This window comes from Pseudomonas sp. GR 6-02, assembly GCF_001655615.1.
GTDB lineage: Bacteria > Pseudomonadota > Gammaproteobacteria > Pseudomonadales > Pseudomonadaceae > Aquipseudomonas.
On record NZ_CP011567.1, the window covers coordinates 4,970,174 to 4,985,863 of the forward strand.

16 protein-coding genes are annotated in these 15,690 nt (G+C 60.5%); 9 read left to right on the plus strand and 7 right to left on the minus strand.

From position 1 onward, the window contains the following. Positions 1-2 precede the first annotated feature (2 nt). Positions 3-590, minus strand: a complete 588-nt coding sequence (locus tag PGR6_RS21775; RefSeq protein ID WP_064619730.1) for a sigma-E factor negative regulatory protein — start codon at positions 588-590, stop codon at positions 3-5. 30 nt (positions 591-620) lie between these two features. Continuing rightward, the gene (gene rpoE / locus PGR6_RS21780) at positions 621-1,202 is read right to left on the minus strand and encodes an RNA polymerase sigma factor RpoE (protein WP_003172477.1); all 582 of its coding nucleotides are present in this window, start codon (positions 1,200-1,202) and stop codon (positions 621-623) included. A gap of 557 nt (positions 1,203-1,759) precedes the next feature. Here rpoE and nadB point away from each other — a divergent pair. Further along, the gene (gene nadB / locus PGR6_RS21785; RefSeq protein ID WP_018926784.1) at positions 1,760-3,376 is read left to right on the plus strand and encodes an L-aspartate oxidase; all 1,617 of its coding nucleotides are present in this window, start codon (positions 1,760-1,762) and stop codon (positions 3,374-3,376) included. On the opposite strand, the gene PGR6_RS21790 is transcribed toward nadB, so the two are convergent. Beyond that, a complete protein-coding gene (locus PGR6_RS21790) occupies positions 3,345-3,797 on the minus strand; it encodes a protein YgfX (RefSeq protein WP_064619733.1) in 453 nt (150 codons plus the stop codon). The two genes, nadB and PGR6_RS21790, sit on opposite strands and share 32 nt — an antisense overlap. Beyond that, complete coding sequence (locus PGR6_RS21795; protein ID WP_007941436.1) at positions 3,781-4,035, minus strand: FAD assembly factor SdhE; 255 nt, start codon at positions 4,033-4,035, stop codon at positions 3,781-3,783. The genes PGR6_RS21790 and PGR6_RS21795 overlap by 17 nt, the downstream gene beginning before the upstream one ends. 148 nt (positions 4,036-4,183) lie before the next feature. Between PGR6_RS21795 and ygfZ the strand changes: the two genes are divergently transcribed. Together ygfZ and PGR6_RS21805 are read left to right on the plus strand one after the other, a co-directional pair. Continuing rightward, on the plus strand, positions 4,184-5,125 hold the full coding sequence (ygfZ, locus tag PGR6_RS21800; protein WP_064619736.1) for a CAF17-like 4Fe-4S cluster assembly/insertion protein YgfZ: 942 nt from the start codon (positions 4,184-4,186) through the stop codon (positions 5,123-5,125). Between the two features lie 35 nt (positions 5,126-5,160). Then, entirely contained in the window at positions 5,161-5,982 is an 822-nt protein-coding gene (locus PGR6_RS21805) for an HDOD domain-containing protein (RefSeq protein WP_018926787.1), read from the plus strand. Positions 5,983-6,046: 64 nt separating this feature from the next. On the opposite strand, the gene PGR6_RS21810 is transcribed toward PGR6_RS21805, so the two are convergent. After that, positions 6,047-7,435, minus strand: coding sequence for a sensor histidine kinase (locus tag PGR6_RS21810; protein ID WP_064619739.1), 1,389 nt, complete (start codon positions 7,433-7,435; stop codon positions 6,047-6,049). Beyond that, on the minus strand, positions 7,428-8,099 hold the full coding sequence (locus PGR6_RS21815; protein ID WP_007941432.1) for a response regulator: 672 nt from the start codon (positions 8,097-8,099) through the stop codon (positions 7,428-7,430). The genes PGR6_RS21810 and PGR6_RS21815 overlap by 8 nt, the downstream gene beginning before the upstream one ends. 234 nt (positions 8,100-8,333) lie before the next feature. On the opposite strand from PGR6_RS21815, the gene PGR6_RS21820 reads away from it, so the two are divergent. The 5 genes from PGR6_RS21820 to PGR6_RS21840 are packed head-to-tail and all read left to right on the plus strand — an operon-like array spanning position 8,334 to position 13,709. After that, positions 8,334-9,626 carry an OprD family porin gene (locus tag PGR6_RS21820; RefSeq protein ID WP_064619742.1) on the plus strand — a complete coding sequence of 431 codons (1,293 nt, stop codon included), beginning with the start codon at positions 8,334-8,336 and terminating at the stop codon, positions 9,624-9,626. Between the two features lie 39 nt (positions 9,627-9,665). Continuing rightward, on the plus strand, positions 9,666-10,643 hold the full coding sequence (locus PGR6_RS21825; protein ID WP_018926791.1) for a Bug family tripartite tricarboxylate transporter substrate binding protein: 978 nt from the start codon (positions 9,666-9,668) through the stop codon (positions 10,641-10,643). A gap of 58 nt (positions 10,644-10,701) precedes the next feature. Then, complete coding sequence (locus PGR6_RS21830; RefSeq protein ID WP_018926792.1) at positions 10,702-11,160, plus strand: tripartite tricarboxylate transporter TctB family protein; 459 nt, start codon at positions 10,702-10,704, stop codon at positions 11,158-11,160. Position 11,161: 1 nt separating this feature from the next. Continuing rightward, complete coding sequence (locus tag PGR6_RS21835; RefSeq protein ID WP_064619745.1) at positions 11,162-12,676, plus strand: tripartite tricarboxylate transporter permease; 1,515 nt, start codon at positions 11,162-11,164, stop codon at positions 12,674-12,676. Further along, positions 12,669-13,709 (plus strand): AbrB family transcriptional regulator, encoded by a 1,041-nt coding sequence (locus PGR6_RS21840; protein ID WP_018926794.1) that lies wholly within the window; start codon positions 12,669-12,671, stop codon positions 13,707-13,709. Before PGR6_RS21835 ends, PGR6_RS21840 begins: the two co-directional genes overlap by 8 nt. 32 nt (positions 13,710-13,741) lie before the next feature. On the opposite strand, the gene ung is transcribed toward PGR6_RS21840, so the two are convergent. Further along, the gene (gene ung / locus PGR6_RS21845) at positions 13,742-14,434 is read right to left on the minus strand and encodes a uracil-DNA glycosylase (protein WP_019580851.1); all 693 of its coding nucleotides are present in this window, start codon (positions 14,432-14,434) and stop codon (positions 13,742-13,744) included. 132 nt (positions 14,435-14,566) lie between these two features. On the opposite strand from ung, the gene PGR6_RS21850 reads away from it, so the two are divergent. Beyond that, the gene (locus PGR6_RS21850) at positions 14,567-15,679 is read left to right on the plus strand and encodes an enoyl-CoA hydratase/isomerase family protein (protein ID WP_064619748.1); all 1,113 of its coding nucleotides are present in this window, start codon (positions 14,567-14,569) and stop codon (positions 15,677-15,679) included. Positions 15,680-15,690: the final 11 nt, after the last annotated feature.

A 15,690-nucleotide genomic window follows, 5' to 3' on the forward strand; every position in this document is an offset into this window, starting at 1 on the left:
CCTTAACGGTTTTCCAGGCTTGCTGCACGAGCGTAAGGCAGAGCGCTCTCAGTACCTTTCAGTGCAGCCTGTTGAGCATGTTGGCGCAAGTAACCTGGCAGACGCTGATCGTGCCAGCCTGGCTGACCTTGCAATACACCGTTGGCCATAGGGCCAGTGGCGTCCGAACTCTCATTGTAGCCTGCCAATACAGCGGGACCCTTGACCTGAGGAGTGGTCAGACTTGGCTGATTAGAATGCTGAGCCAGTTCGACACCTGCGATCTCGTCCTGGTTGTACAGACGTACACCTGCCAGCACGGCAATGGTCACCGAAGCAGCGACTGCCAGACGACCCAGGCTGCGCCATGGACCACGAGAGGCTTTTGCCGGTACGGCTTCGTCAGCCAGCGCAGCAGAAACTGCCGCAGCGATGTCCAGACGAGGGAGCAGCAGGTCCTTGTGCATGACTGCCCGAGCGATCTGGTAACGAGCCCAGGTTTCGCGGGTTTCAACATCGTCGAAGGCATTCAACACCCGACGCAATTCCAGTTCGTCCGCTTCGTTATCCATCACTGCGGACAGCGATTCCTGCAGGGCTTCACGACTCATGGCGTTCCTCTCTTGGCTGTCGCCGCTGTCTCAGTTTTCCTGCAACAACGGCTGCAGGGCTTTATCGATGGCCTCCCGGGCGCGGAAGATCCGGGAGCGCACGGTACCCACCGGACACTGCATGACGCTGGCAATGTCCTCGTAACTCAGACCATCGAATTCACGTAAAGTTAAAGCCGTACGCAAATCTTCTGGCAGTTGCTGAATGGTTCGATGGACGGTGCCTTCGATCTCATCCCGCAGCAATGCACGTTCTGGCGACTCGAGATCCTTGAGGCCATGATCGCCATCGTAGAACTCTGCATCCTCGGAACTGACATCGCTATCCGGCGGCCGACGGCCGCGTGAAACCAGATAGTTTTTCGCCGTGTTGATGGCGATACGGTAAAGCCACGTATAAAACGCGCTATCTCCGCGAAAATTACCAAGTGCACGGTATGCCTTGATAAAGGCTTCCTGTGCGACATCCTGGGCTTCATGGGTGTCGTGCACGAAACGCACGATCAACCCGAGAATTTTGTGCTGGTATTTCAGCACTAGCAGATCGAAAGCTCGCTTGTCGCCGCGTTGAACGCGCTCGACCAGCTGCTGATCCTCTTCCTGGGTTAGCATGAACACTCCTCGATAAGCTCGAAGGAGGCTTGCATTACTGAACGACCAGACTTGCAAACATAGACTCGGGCTTTTCGCAAAAGTTCTCCCCCTCCAAGCAAGTTTCCTGCGGGCTCTGATTTGGCACGCACGAAAAGCGCAGCGCGGGAAACCCAGGCTGCGCGAATAATCTTGTCATCGGATTCGTCAGCAGGGACCTAACCGCAAGTCCCGCACCGAAACCGACACTGTCCCTTGTTCCAGGCAACCGTCTATTGATCTTGAGCCTTTGGCAAAAGTTCCATATTTATAGCCGCCTGAAACCAACATTGTGCAACCGTGAAACGAAAAAGACTGTTAAATCCACGATACAGTCGCCTTGTCGCCAACACAGTCAAAAAAACTTCCGACGAAGAGTCCAGTCTTTTCCGTCACAGTAGTTTCACAATGCCATGTGGGCCCGGCTATTGTGCCGCTCCCCCCCTCTATATACTAGTGGGCTGTGTGGCTGTCCTGACTCGCCGATCCAGCTGTCTTGCGCCACCCCCGACCCGGGTCGCTTTGAGCGGAATCCTGAAATGAGCCAACAGTTTCAACACGATGTTCTGGTAATTGGCAGCGGTGCTGCCGGCTTGAGTCTTGCGCTGACCTTGCCCGGTCATTTGCGCATCGCCGTATTGAGCAAAGGCGACCTCGCCAATGGCTCGACCTTCTGGGCCCAGGGCGGTGTCGCCGCCGTCCTGGATGACACCGATACTGTCGAGTCCCACGTCGACGATACCCTCAACGCCGGGGGTGGCCTGTGCCATGAAGACGCCGTGCGCTTTACCGTCGAGCACAGCAGAGAAGCGATTCAATGGCTGATCGACCAAGGCGTACCCTTTACCCGTGACGAACAGTCCGGCACCGAAGACGGCGGTTTCGAGTTTCACCTGACCCGCGAAGGCGGTCACAGCCATCGACGCATCATCCACGCCGCCGATGCGACAGGTGCGGCGATCTTCAGAACCCTGCTCGACCAGGCCATACAGCGGCCCAACATCGAGCTGCTGGAACAGCGGGTCGCAATCGATCTGATCACCGAAAAGCGCCTGGGCCTTGAAGGCGACCGCTGCCTCGGTGCCTACGTCCTCAACCGCAGCACGGGTGAAGTCGACACTTACGGTGCGCGCTTCGTGATCCTTGCGTCGGGCGGCGCGGCGAAGGTCTACCTCTATACCAGCAACCCTGATGGCGCCTGCGGTGATGGCATCGCCATGGCCTGGCGTTCGGGCTGCCGGGTGGCGAACCTGGAGTTCAACCAGTTCCACCCGACCTGCCTTTATCACCCGCAAGCCAAGAGTTTCCTGATAACCGAAGCCCTGCGCGGCGAAGGCGGACACTTGAAGCTGCCTAACGGCGAACGCTTCATGCAGCGCTTCGATCCACGGGCCGAACTGGCACCACGGGACATCGTCGCCCGCGCCATCGACCATGAGATGAAGCGCCTGGGTATCGACTGCGTTTACCTGGACATCAGCCACAAGCCTGAAGACTTCATCAAGACGCACTTCCCGACGGTCTATGAACGCTGCCTGGAATTCTCGATCGACATCACCAAACAACCGATTCCGGTGGTGCCGGCGGCGCACTACACCTGCGGCGGCGTGATGGTCGATCAGCGGGGCCGCACCGACGTGCCGGGCCTGTATGCGATTGGTGAAACCAGCTTCACCGGCCTGCATGGCGCCAACCGCATGGCCAGCAACTCGCTGCTGGAATGTTTCGTTTATGCCCGTTCGGCGGCGACGGACATTCTTGAGCAGTTGCCAGAGGTGTCGATTCCGACCGCCCTGCCCGTCTGGGATGCCAGCCAGGTCACCGACTCCGACGAAGACGTGATCATCGCGCACAACTGGGACGAACTGCGGCGATTCATGTGGGACTATGTGGGCATCGTGCGCACCAACAAGCGCCTGCAACGAGCCCAGCACCGAGTGCAGTTATTGCTGGACGAAATCGACGAGTTCTACAGCAACTATAAAGTGAGCCGAGACCTGATCGAGTTGAGGAACCTGGCTCAGGTAGCAGACCTGATGATCCGGTCGGCCATGGAACGCAAGGAAAGTCGCGGCCTGCATTACACCCTCGACTACCCGAACCTGCTGCCGGTCGCCCTGGACACTATTCTGGTGCCGCCCACCTACGCCGACTGAACTTGAGCCGAACCCGCAGGCGTCGGTGCACATCCGCCGCCTGCGAATCCCGCGGCACGCATATCGCCCTGACACCTCGCTCGCCCCGCAGGCGAAAGCGCAGCACCACAACCAACGGCAGCGCCAGGCTGTCCGGCCGTAGCTGTACGGGTTGCCAACCTTGCGCCTGACTCCACAACTGCCAGCCATCGGCATCGCGACGCAAGCCGCGAAAAGCCTGTGGGTGTGTCAGCAGAATCTGTCGCGGCAATACCCACATGCTGTGAGCCACGCACAACGCTACGCCGAGCAGGTTGGCCCAGAGCGGTATCGAGAGAAGAAACAGCGAACCCAACGCGAACAGCTGGGCGAGAAGATAGGCCGCCAGCAACTGCCGTGAGGCATGCCAGCGGCATTCGAACGCGTTACTTGGGCTGGACACGATCCAGGATCATGCGAACCATGCGCTGCAGCTCCGGATCTTCCGATTCGGCGCGTTCCATGAACCAGCCGAACATGTCCTGATCCTCGCACTCCAGCAGGCGGACATACAGCGCGCGATCTACCTCGTTCAGATTCGCGTAAACCTCTTTCACGAACGGCACCAGAAGCACGTCAAGTTCCAGCATGCCGCGACGGCTGTGCCAAAAGAGGCGGTTCAGTTCAACGTTATCGACCATGGAGCGCTCCTCAAATAGGCCGCAAGTATACAGCCCCGAGGCGAGCCGAACAGTCGGCTTTGGTCGGCACTGACGATCCTTTGTGAACTACCCATTTCAAGGGCGCCCCCTTATGATGTCCCTCAGACTCTTTACCCTGCGATGACCCATGGCCGATTCTGCTTTTTTCTGCACCCTGTCTCACGAAGGCGTTCTCGCGGTACGCGGCTCGGATGCCAGCAAATTCCTGCAAGGCCAATTGACTTGCAACCTCAATTACCTGAGCGAAACCCAGGCCAGCCTTGGCGCGCGTTGCACGCAGAAAGGCCGGATGCAGTCGAGTTTCCGCATTCTGCTGGAAGGCGACGGTGTGCTCATGGCGATGGCCAGCGAGCTGCTGGAGCCGCAATTGGCGGACCTGAAAAAGTACGCGGTGTTCTCCAAATCGAAACTGACCGACGAAAGTGCCGGCTGGGTTCGTTTTGGCCTTGAGCATGGCGATGCGGCACTGGCCAGCCTGGGCCTGGCGCTACCGGTCGACACCGACAGCGTCGTGCGTAATGACGGCCTGATCGCCCTTCGCGTCTCGCCTGAGCGCGCTGAACTCTGGGTGAACGCCGATCAAGCCGACACCATCAAGGGCAAGCTGTCCGCCCTGCTGGCCGAAGGCGAACTGAATCAATGGCTGCTGGGCCAGATCCGCGCTGGGATCGGCCAGGTCATGCCCAGCACCCGCGAGCTGTTCATCCCGCAGATGCTCAATCTGCAAGCCGTCGGCGGCGTGAGCTTCAAGAAGGGTTGCTACACTGGCCAGGAAATCGTTGCGCGCATGCAATACCTGGGCAAACTCAAGCGTCGTCTGTATCGCTTGCAACTGGAAGGTAGTGAACTGCCTGAACCCGGCACGCCACTGTTCTCCCCGACTCACGGCAGTTCGATTGGTGAAGTGGTGATCGCTGCTCGCACCGAGCAAAACATTGAACTCCTGGCCGTGCTGCAAGCCGAAGCTGCAGAAGATGGCAACCTGCACCTTGGCGCACTCGAAGGTCCGGGCCTGCATTTGCTCGACCTGCCTTACCAACTGGATCGTGATCGCGAAATCCAGCGTTAACAGCAGCACTTGTCGCAATACCCTAGAGAAAAGAAATGAGTGAGCTGGCGGATAAGGTCCAACAGGATTTGGTTGAGGCCATCGATAATGATGACCTGGTTCTGCCAACATTACCGGAAGTGGCCCTGCAGATTCGCAAGGCCGCCGAAGACCCGGAAATCAGTGTCAGTACCCTGAGCAAAGTGATCGGCCGTGACACCGCGCTGTCGGCGCGACTGATCAAAGTGGTCAATAGCCCGTTGCTGCGCGCGACCCAGGAAGTGACTGACTTGCACACGGCCATCACCCGGCTGGGCGTCAATTACAGCAGCAACCTGGCCATCGGCCTGGTGATGGAACAGATTTTCAATGCCCGTTCCGAAGTGGTGGAACAGAAAATGCGCGAGGTCTGGCGCAAAAGCCTGGAAATCGCCGGCGTCAGCTATGCGTTGTGCCGCAGCTACACACAACTCAAGCCTGATCAAGCGGCGCTCGGCGGGCTGGTGCATCAGATTGGCGTGCTGCCGATCCTGACCTACGCCGAAGATCACTATGAATTGCTGTCGGACCCGGTCAGCCTCAACCATGTGATCGAACGCATCCATCCGCTGCTCGGCGATAAATTGCTCAGGGTCTGGGATTTTCCGGAAATGCTGGTGCAATTGCCGGGGCTGTATCTGGATTTCAAGCGGCAATCGGCGCGGGTCGACTATGTCGATCTGGTGCAAGTGGCCAGCCTGTATTGCCACAAGGACACCGACCATCCCCTGGCCCGTATCGACCCGTTCAGTGTGCCAGCCTTCAAGAAGCTGGGAATCGATCCGGAGAACGAAGCAATGTGCAAGGATCTGGAAGAGTCGCGGTCGATGTTTTACTGATTTCTGTGGCGAGGGAGCTTGCTCCCTCACCACAACAAGCCTCTCTCCACAGGTGTGAGTGTGTTCACTCCCCCGCAATAAAACTTACCCGCACTTTCAGCCCCGCCAACTCGCCATCGTGCAGGCTGATCTGCGCCAGATGGGCGCGGCAGATCTCGCCGACAATCGCCAGCCCCAATCCCGATCCCGCCACCTGCTGGTTGCGCCGGTAAAAACGCTCGAACACCCGCTCCCGCTCTTCAAGGGGAATTCCCGGACCATCGTCCTCGACCTCCAGCACCGCCGGCGCCGTGACCCGCAGAATCACATTGCCGCCCGGTGGCGTGTGGGCCAGTGCGTTGTCCACCAGATTGCTCAACAGCTCGTTCAGCAGCGTCGGCTCACCACGCATCCACACCGGCTCGTCAGCTTCCAGCGCCAGTGCCACGCCACGTGCATGGGCCAGCGGCGCCATGGCCATGCCCAGTTCACGGGCCAATTGACTGAGATCGAGCAACTGCGCACCGCCCTCGGCGATGGCCCGGGCGCCATTCTCGACCCGTGCCAGCGAGAGCAATTGATTGGCCAGATGGGTCAGGCGATCCGTGCTCTGGGCGGCGGCTTCCAGGGTACTGCGCCAGGTTTCGGGTTCGTTCGAGCGCAAGCCCAGTTCGAGGCGAGCCTTGAGCGCCGCCAGCGGCGTGCGCAGTTCATGGGCGGCATCGGCGATGAATTGCGCCTGGCGCTCGAACTGCCCGCGCAACCGCTCGGTAAAGTGATTGAGCGCACGCACCAGCGGCCCCAGCTCGTGCTGCACTTCCACCAGTGGCAAGGGGCGCAAGTCATCGGGTTGACGCTCTTCCACCGCGGTACGCAAGCGCTCCAGTGGACGCAGCGCCGCACTGACCGCAAACCACACCAGCAACAACGCACCGATCGCCAGCATGCCCAGCCGCAACAAGGTGTCGGCCATCAGGCTGCGCGCCATGCGGACCCGCGCCTCATCGGTTTCCGCCACGCGGATCTCCGCCATGCCGTTCATGTTCGGTTCGCTGACCGCTTTGAGCAGGCTGACCACCCGCACGTTCTGCCCTTGATAGGTAGCATTGTAGAAACGCGCCAGCGCCGGATAGTCATCAGTGCGCGGCGTTCCCGGTGGTGGTGGCGGCAGGTTTTCGTAGCCCGAAATCAGCTTCTGATTGATGTCGTTGACCAGGTAAAAAATCCGCCCGGCGCTGTCGTAGGCGAACGTGTCGAGGGCCACGTAAGGCACGTTGGCGCTGAGGCTGCCGTCGCGCTGGGACAGGCCGGCGGCGATGGTCCGCGCCGAGGCCAGCAAGGTCCGGTCATACGCGGTGTCGGCGGCTTCGCGACCGTTCCAGTACGCACTCAAACCACTGGCGAGCATCAACACCACCAGCAGCAGCGCGAGGTTCCACAGCAACCGCCAACGCAGGCTGCTGAGCTTATGCATCGCGGCTTTCCAGCAAATAGCCAAGGCCACGGAAGGTCACGATGGCCACCGGTTGGCCGTCGAGTTTTTTGCGCAAGCGGTGGACGTAGATCTCGATGGCATCGGGACTGGCCTCCTCATCCAGGCCGAAGACCTGAGCCGCCAATTGCTCCTTGCTCATCACCCGGCCGGGACGGGCGATCAGGGCTTCGAGCACTGCCTGCTCGCGGGAGGTCAGGGTCAGCAATTCTTCGCCGAGGGTGAAGCGCCGGGTGTCCAGATCGTAAGCCAGCACGCCACAGCGCTGCTGGCGTTCACCGCCGAGCACACTGCGGCGCAGCAAGGCTTTGACCCGGGCTTCGAGTTCGGTCAGTTCGAAAGGTTTGGCCAGATAATCGTCAGCCCCCAGGTTCAGGCCATGGACCCGATCCTTGACGTCGCTGCGGGCGGTCAACATCAGCACCGGCAGGTTCTTGCCCCGGGCCCGCAAGCGCGCCAGCACTTCGAAACCGTCCATGCGCGGCAGGCCGACATCGAGGATCGCCATGGCGTATTCCTCGCTGCTCAAGGCCAGGTCGGCCGCCACACCGTCGTGCAGCACATCCACGGTCAGCCCGGTGCTCTTGAGCGCCTGGGCGACACTTTCGGCAAGCTGCAGATGGTCTTCGACGAGCAGAACACGCATGGATCTTTACCTCATTCAGGGATGGTCGACGCCATTCTTTGGCGCGGAGTTTACAGCCGCATCCGTCGCTGTGAAGCCCGAAAACCGTGAAAGTCAGCTGAAAGGTTAGCGAAAGGTTGGCCGGTTAGAGTCCCGCTACGGACAGCTTTCACTGCCGTAGTCAGAGCACATAGCGATACGAAAAACGCCCCGAAGCGTTTTCGCCAATAAGAATAATAAACGGAGTATGTCACCATGCTGTCCATGCAGCTTCAGGCTCGCCCGCCTGTTCGTTTTTCCCGCCTCAACCACACCGCCCTTGTCAGCGCCGCCGCCCTCGTCGGCTTTTCGCCGTTGAGCCAGGCTGCCTTCTTCGAAGACAGTAAGGCAACCTTCGAAACCCGCAACATGTATTTCAACCGCGACTTTCGCGATGGCACCAGCGCCCAGCAATCCAAGCGGGACGAATGGGCCCAGGGGTTCATGCTCAATCTGCAATCGGGTTACACCGACGGCACCGTGGGGTTTGGTGTCGATGCGCTGGGCATGCTGGGGGTAAAACTCGATTCGAGTCCGGACCGCACCGGTACCGGCCTGCTGCCAACCCATGACGACGGGCGCGCGGCGAACGAGTATTCCAAGCTCGGCCTGACCGGCAAAGTGAAGATCTCCGCCACGGAACTGAAAATCGGCAGCCTGATTCCGGAACTGCCGATCCTCAAGCCCAACGACGGCCGCATTCTGCCGCAGACCTTTGAAGGCGGGATGCTGACCTCCAAAGAGATCAAGAACCTGACCTTCACCGGCGGGCGTCTGGAGAAAGCCAAGGACCGCGACAGCACCGACTTCGAAGACATCGCCCTCAACAACAAGAACAGCCGCTTCGCCGGCACCGTGGCAGGCAAGCATTTTGACTTTGGCGGCGTGGACTACAAGTTCACCGACAAGATCACCGGCAGCTACCACTTCGCTCAACTCGATGAAGTCTACAACCAGCACTTCCTCGGTGTTGTCGCTTCGCAACCGTTCGGCCCCGGCACTTTCGGTACCGACCTGCGGTTTGCCATCAGTGACGATGAGGGCGCGGCCCGTGGCGGCAAGATCGACAACAAATCCCTGAACGGGCTGGTGAGCTACGCCTTGAGCGGGCATAAACTCAGCGCCGGCTATCAGCGCATGTCCGGTGACAGCGCCTTCCCCTACGTCGATGGCAGCGATCCGTACCTGGTCAACTTCGTGCAGATCAATGACTTTGCCGGCGCCGAAGAACACTCCTGGCAGGCACGTTACGACTATGATTTCGCCAAACTCGGCGTTCCCGGCCTGAGCTTCATGAGCCGTTACGTGAGCGGCGACAACATCAAGCTCAAGAACGGTGATGAAGGCAAAGAGTGGGAACGCAACACCGAGATCAAATACGTCGTACAAAGCGGCGCCCTCAAGGACGTTGCCGTACGCCTGCGTAATGCCACCTACCGTTCCAACTACTCCGCTCGCGATGCCGATGAAGTGCGTCTGCTGGTGAGCTATAGCGTTGCCCTTTGGTAATTCAGTACGTCCATAACAAAAACTCTTAAGGAGACTTGAATGAACCTGTCACTGCGTAAAGTTGCTCTGGCCACCGGCATCATGCTGTTCGCCGGCCAATTGCTGGCCGAACCCAAACGCCCGGAATGCATCGCCCCAGCCTCGCCGGGCGGTGGTTTCGACCTCACCTGCAAACTGGCGCAAAGCGCGCTGGTCAACGAAAAACTGCTGACCAAACCGATGCGCGTGACCTACATGCCCGGCGGTGTCGGCGCGGTGGCGTACAACGCTGTGGTCGCTCAGCGCCCGGCCGATGCCGGTACGCTGGTGGCCTGGTCCAGCGGTTCGTTGCTGAACCTGGCGCAAGGCAAATTCGGGCGTTTCGATGAAAGCGCCGTGCGCTGGCTAGCGGCCGTTGGCACCAGTTATGGCGCCATTGCGGTGAAAAGCGATTCGCCCTACAAGACCCTGGACGATCTGGTCAAAGCCCTGAAGAAAGACCCAAGCTCGGTGGTGATCGGTTCCGGCGGCACCGTCGGCAGCCAGGACTGGATGCAAACCGCCCTGATCGCCAAGGCAGCCGGGATCAACCCGCGCGACCTGCGTTACGTCGCCCTCGAAGGCGGCGGTGAAATCGCCACCGCCCTGCTCGGCGGCCACATCCAGGTTGGCAGCACCGACATCTCCGACTCCATGCCACACATCCTGAGCGGTGACATGCGTCTGCTGGCGGTGTTCTCCGAGAAGCGTCTGGACGAGCCGGAAATGAAAGACATTCCGACCGCTAAAGAGCAAGGCTACAACATCGTCTGGCCGGTGGTTCGCGGCTTCTACCTCGGGCCAAAAGTCAGCGACGAAGACTACGCCTGGTGGAAAAACGCCTTCGACAAACTGCTGGCCTCCGAGGATTTCGCCAAGCTGCGCGATCAGCGTGAACTGTTCCCGTTCGCCATGACCGGCCCGGAGCTCGACACCTACGTGAAGAAGCAGGTCGCGGACTACAAAGTGCTGGCCAAAGAGTTCGGCCTGATCCAGTGATCGCCTCTGTCTAGCGGCTGCGGCCCCGGTTCTCGGGGTCGTGGCCCAGGAGTTCCCCATGCTCATACAACGCATTTTTGCTTCGGTGCTGTTGCTGGCCTGTGTCGGCCTGGCGCTGATGGCGTGGCCGTATCAAGCGGCTTTTTCCTACGAACCGGTCGGGCCTCGCGCCTTTCCCCTGCTGATGCTCGGCCTGATGGGCCTGGCCTTGCTGTACATGGTATTTCGGCCGGCGCCGATCGTGCACAGCGATGACGACCCGAAACTGGACCGCGAAACCCTGATCAAGATCGGCATCTGCGTGGCGCTGTTGCTGGTGTTCGCCGGGGCCTTCGAACCTCTTGGCTTCATCGTCGCCAGCATTCTGATCGGGGTCCCGATGGCACGCCTGTATGGCGGCCGCTGGCTGCCCAGCGCGGTGATCATCAGCCTGATGGCCATCGGTCTTTATCTGCTGTTCGACAAGTTGATGGACGTGCCACTGCCGTTGGGCGTGCTCGACGTTCTGGAGAACTGATATGGATACTCTTGGCTATTTGGGTCAGGGCTTCGGCGTTGCGCTGAGCCCGTACAACCTGGTGACCGCACTGTGCGGCACCTTGATCGGGACCGTCGTCGGGCTGCTGCCGGGGCTGGGGCCGATCAACGGCGTGGCGTTGCTGATTCCGATCGCGTTCGCCCTCGGCCTGCCACCGGAGTCGGCGTTGATCCTGCTGGCGGCGGTGTACCTGGGTTGCGAATACGGCGGACGGATCAGCTCCATCCTGCTGAACATTCCGGGCGAAGCCTCCACCGTCATGACCACCCTCGACGGTTACCCGATGGCCCGCAAGGGTCTGGCCGGTGTAGCGCTGTCGCTGTCGGCGTGGAGTTCGTTCATCGGTGCCTTCATCGCGACTTGTGGCATGGTGCTGTTCGCCCCGTTGCTGGCGAAATGGGCGATTGCCTTCGGGCCGGCGGAGTATTTCGTACTGATGGTGTTTGCGATTGTCTGTCTCGGCGGCATGGCCGGCGACCGACCGCTCAAGACCTTCATTGCAGCGCTGATCGGTCTGTTTCTGTCGAGCGTCGGCATCGATGCCAACAGCGGCGTATACCGCTTCACCGGGGATAACATTCATCTGACAGACGGCATTCAGTTCGTCGTGCTGGTATTGGGCCTGTTCTCCATCAGCGAAATCCTCTTGCTGCTGGAAAAAACCCACCGTGGCCAGGAAGCGGTGAAAGCCACCGGGCGCATGATGTTCAACTTCAAGGAAGCTTCGGCGGTGTTCGTGGTGAACGTCCGTTGCGGTTTGCTGGGCTTCATCATGGGCGTGTTGCCGGGTGCCGGCGCGACGCTGGCCAGCGCGGTGGCCTACATGACCGAGAAACGTATCGCCGGTGCCAAGGGCACTTTCGGCCAAGGCGACATGCGTGGCCTCGCGGCTCCGGAAACCGCCATCGGTGGCGCAGCCTGCGGTGCCCTGGTGCCGATGCTGACCCTCGGTGTTCCGGGCTCGGGGACCACGGCGGTGATGATCGGCGCACTGTCGCTGTACAACATCACCCCGGGCCCGCTGTTATTCCAGCAGCAGCCAGACATCGTCTGGGGCCTGATCGCGTCGTTGTTCGTCGCCAACGTGATGCTGGTGATCCTCAACATCCCGATGATCCGCATCTTCACCCGCATCCTCGCCGTGCCGAACTGGGCACTGGTGCCGGTGATCGCGATCATCACCGGGATCGGCGTCTACGCCGTACACGCCACCACCTTCGACCTGTTCCTGATGATCGGCATCGGCATCTTCGGCTACATCCTGCGCAAGCTGGACTTCCCGTTGTCGCCGGTACTGCTGGGCTTCATCCTCGGTGGTCTGATGGAACAGAACCTGCGTCGCGCGCTGTCGATTTCCAACGGTGCACTGGAAATCCTCTGGTCGAGCCCGATCACGTTCGGTTGCTGGGTGCTGACTGCCATCATGTTGCTGATGCCGCTGCTGCGCATCTGGCGCAAACGTTCGGTCGCCCGGCGCGCTATCGCCGATGCCTGATCGAACACCCTTCAAAGCCTGGTGGGGTACACCGCTGGTCGGTCTGCTGGGCGGTTACCTCGCCAGCCAGATCGGCTGGCCTCTACCGTGGATGGTCGGCTCGTTACTGGCGATCATCCTCGTGCGCTGCCTGACACCCTGGCAACTGGCGGAAATCCCTGGCGGGCGCAAGTGCGGCCAGTGGGTTGTCGGCATCGGCATCGGCCTGCACTTCACCCCGGTGGTGATGGAGCAGGTGCTGAGCCACTTCGGTCTGATCTTCTTCGGTGCGTTGGTCACCAGCCTGTCCGCGGTGGTCGGGGTCTGGTTGATGCGGCGTACCGGCGAAGATCGCGCCACGGCGTTCTTTTCCAGCATGCCCGGTGGCTCCGGGGAGATGGTCAACCTCGGCGCCCGCAATGGCGCGGTGCTCAGCCGTGTCGCGGCGGGACAAAGCTTGCGGGTGCTGGTGGTGGTGCTGTGTGTGCCGGCGGCGTTCAAGTATCTGTTGGGCGACGGTGCGCCGGCCTTGCATGCAGCGACCGTCAACTGGTGGTGGCTGGCCCTTCTGTTCCCGGCGGGCGCCCTGGCCGCCTGGATCTGGGAGCGCCTGCGGCAACCCAACCCCTGGCTGTTCGGGCCGTTGCTGGTGAGTGCGGCAGTGAGCATTGGTTGGGACCTGCACATCGGCTTGCCCAACGGCGGCAGTCAGATCGGCCAGTGGCTGATCGGCAGCGGGTTGGGCTGCCACTTCAATCGACAGTTCTTCCGACGGGCACCGTCCTTCATGGGCCGGACCCTGATCGGCACGGTCTTGACCATGTTGATCGCCACGCTGGCGGCGCTGGGTTTGAGTGTATTGACCCATCTGGATCTGCGTTCGCTGACGCTGGGCATGATGCCCGGCGGGATTGCCGAGATGAGTTTGACGGCTGAGACCCTGCAATTGTCAGTGCCGCTGGTGACGGCGATGCAGGTGATGCGGCTGTTGTTCGTGTTGTTTTTGGCAGAGCCGTTGTTCAGGTATTGGAACCGGGAGCCGGATTCCGTCTGATATGAGCCCCCTCGCCACACTCTTCACACTCTTCACACCGGCGGCAACCGCCACTCGATCGGCGTCTCGCCATTCTGTTCCAGAAACTTGTTCGCCCGACTGAAATGCCCGCACCCGAGGAAGCCGCGATAAGCCGACAGTGGTGACGGGTGGACCGACGTCAATACCAAATGCTTGGTGGCGTCGATGAGTTTCTGCTTGCTCTGGGCATGCGCGCCCCACAGCAAAAACACCAGATGCGGCTGGTGCTCGCTGACCACTTCGATAATCCGGTCGGTAAAGTGCTGCCAGCCCTTGCCCGCGTGGGCGTTGGCATTCGCCCGCTCCACGGTCATGGTGGTATTGAGCATCAGCACGCCCTGCTCCGCCCAACTCTGCAGGTAGCCATGGTTGGGGATGTCGATGTTCAGGTCGCGTTTCAACTCTTTATAGATGTTCACCAGCGACGGCGGCGCCGGTACACCCGGTTGCACCGAGAAGCACAGCCCATGGGCCTGACCCGGGCCGTGGTATGGATCCTGCCCGAGGATGACCACCTTGACCTTGTCCAGCGGCGTGGAGTTGAGCGCGTTGAAAATCAACGGTCCCGGCGGATAGATCTCCTTGCCCGCCGCGCGCTCCTGTTGCAGGAATGTGCGCAACTCTGCCATGTAAGGCTGGTCGAATTCGGCACGCAGGGCCTCCTTCCAGCTCGGTTCGAGTTTGATACGGTCGTCAGCAGTCATGGTTACATCCGGCAAAAACAATGGGGCGAACCCTAGGAAAGCCCATCACGCTTGTCAATTGATCTGACGCAGATCCGGCATTTTCCTATAGAGCGATCATACTGAACGCTCAAATTCCCGATCGAGGTCATGATGAATCTGCACTTCGAAGAACTCACCGGCACCGACGGCGCACGCATCGGCATCGCCAGCCTGGATGCCGAAAAGTCCCTCAACGCCCTCTCCTTGCCGATGATCAACGCCTTGCGCGATCAACTGGACGCCTGGGCCAAGGAACCACAGATCGTTTGTGTACTGCTGCGCGGCAATGGCGACAAGGCCTTTTGCGCCGGCGGTGAAGTGCGCAGTCTGGTGGAAGCGTGTCGCGCCCATCCCGGGGAAGTACCGCCCCTGGCTGCGCACTTCTTCGCGGCAGAATATCGCCTCGACTTCAAGTTGCACACCTACCCGAAACCGTTGATCTGCTGGGGTCATGGTTACGTGTTGGGTGGCGGCATGGGGCTGCTGCAAGGGGCGGGCATTCGGGTTGTCACGCCGAGCAGCCGACTGGCGATGCCGGAGATCAGTATCGGTTTGTACCCGGACGTCGGCGCCAGCTGGTTTCTGTCGCGGCTGCCCGGCAAGCTCGGGTTGTTTCTCGGCTTGACCGGCGCCCGGATGAACGGTCGCGATGCAATCGATCTGGACCTCGCGGACCGCTTTTTGCTCGATCAACAACAGCCGGAGCTGATCGAAGGTTTGCTGCAATTGAACTGGCAGGAACAGACCGCCATGCAGCTCAACAGTCTGCTCAAGGCCTTGCAACAAGAAGCGCTCGTAAAAATGCCCGAAGCGCAGTGGCTGCCGCGACGCCAGCAGATCGACGAGTTGCTGGATGTCAGCGACGTTCGTTGTGCCTGGAAGGCCATCAGTGCGCTACGCGTTCATAAAGACCCGCTGCTCAGTCGTGCGGCCTGCACCATGATTGAAGGCTCGCCCCTGACCGCTCATCTGGTGTGGCAACAGATCGCCCGCGCCCGGCACCTGTCGCTGGCTCAAGTCTTTCAGATGGAATACACCATGAGCCTCAATTGCTGCCGTCATCCGGAATTCAGCGAGGGCGTGCGCGCGCGGTTGATCGACAAGGACCAGAAACCTCACTGGCACTGGCCGGATATCAACACGGTGCCGGAGGCGGCGGTGGAAGCGCATTTTCACAAGGTCTGGGAAGGTCGGCATCCGTTGGCCGATCTGTCGGAATACTGAAATCCGGGCAC

Excerpts from the sequence above, each read along its gene's own strand:
- ygfZ (WP_064619736.1), top strand. The coding sequence starts at position 4,184 with ATGGCCGATTCTGCTTTTTTCTGCACCCTGTCTCACGAAGGCGTTCTC.
- PGR6_RS21775 (WP_064619730.1), bottom strand. The coding sequence starts at position 590 with ATGAGTCGTGAAGCCCTGCAGGAATCGCTGTCCGCAGTGATGGATAAC.
- PGR6_RS21825 (WP_018926791.1), top strand. The coding sequence starts at position 9,666 with ATGAACCTGTCACTGCGTAAAGTTGCTCTGGCCACCGGCATCATGCTG.
- PGR6_RS21810 (WP_064619739.1), bottom strand. The coding sequence starts at position 7,435 with ATGCATAAGCTCAGCAGCCTGCGTTGGCGGTTGCTGTGGAACCTCGCG.
- nadB (WP_018926784.1), top strand. The coding sequence starts at position 1,760 with ATGAGCCAACAGTTTCAACACGATGTTCTGGTAATTGGCAGCGGTGCT.
- ung (WP_019580851.1), bottom strand. The coding sequence starts at position 14,434 with ATGACTGCTGACGACCGTATCAAACTCGAACCGAGCTGGAAGGAGGCC.
- PGR6_RS21815 (WP_007941432.1), bottom strand. The coding sequence starts at position 8,099 with ATGCGTGTTCTGCTCGTCGAAGACCATCTGCAGCTTGCCGAAAGTGTC.
- PGR6_RS21820 (WP_064619742.1), top strand. The coding sequence starts at position 8,334 with ATGCTGTCCATGCAGCTTCAGGCTCGCCCGCCTGTTCGTTTTTCCCGC.
- PGR6_RS21830 (WP_018926792.1), top strand. The coding sequence starts at position 10,702 with ATGCTCATACAACGCATTTTTGCTTCGGTGCTGTTGCTGGCCTGTGTC.
- PGR6_RS21840 (WP_018926794.1), top strand. The coding sequence starts at position 12,669 with ATGCCTGATCGAACACCCTTCAAAGCCTGGTGGGGTACACCGCTGGTC.
- PGR6_RS21795 (WP_007941436.1), bottom strand. The coding sequence starts at position 4,035 with ATGGTCGATAACGTTGAACTGAACCGCCTCTTTTGGCACAGCCGTCGC.
- PGR6_RS21850 (WP_064619748.1), top strand. The coding sequence starts at position 14,567 with ATGAATCTGCACTTCGAAGAACTCACCGGCACCGACGGCGCACGCATC.
- PGR6_RS21835 (WP_064619745.1), top strand. The coding sequence starts at position 11,162 with ATGGATACTCTTGGCTATTTGGGTCAGGGCTTCGGCGTTGCGCTGAGC.
- PGR6_RS21805 (WP_018926787.1), top strand. The coding sequence starts at position 5,161 with ATGAGTGAGCTGGCGGATAAGGTCCAACAGGATTTGGTTGAGGCCATC.
- rpoE (WP_003172477.1), bottom strand. The coding sequence starts at position 1,202 with ATGCTAACCCAGGAAGAGGATCAGCAGCTGGTCGAGCGCGTTCAACGC.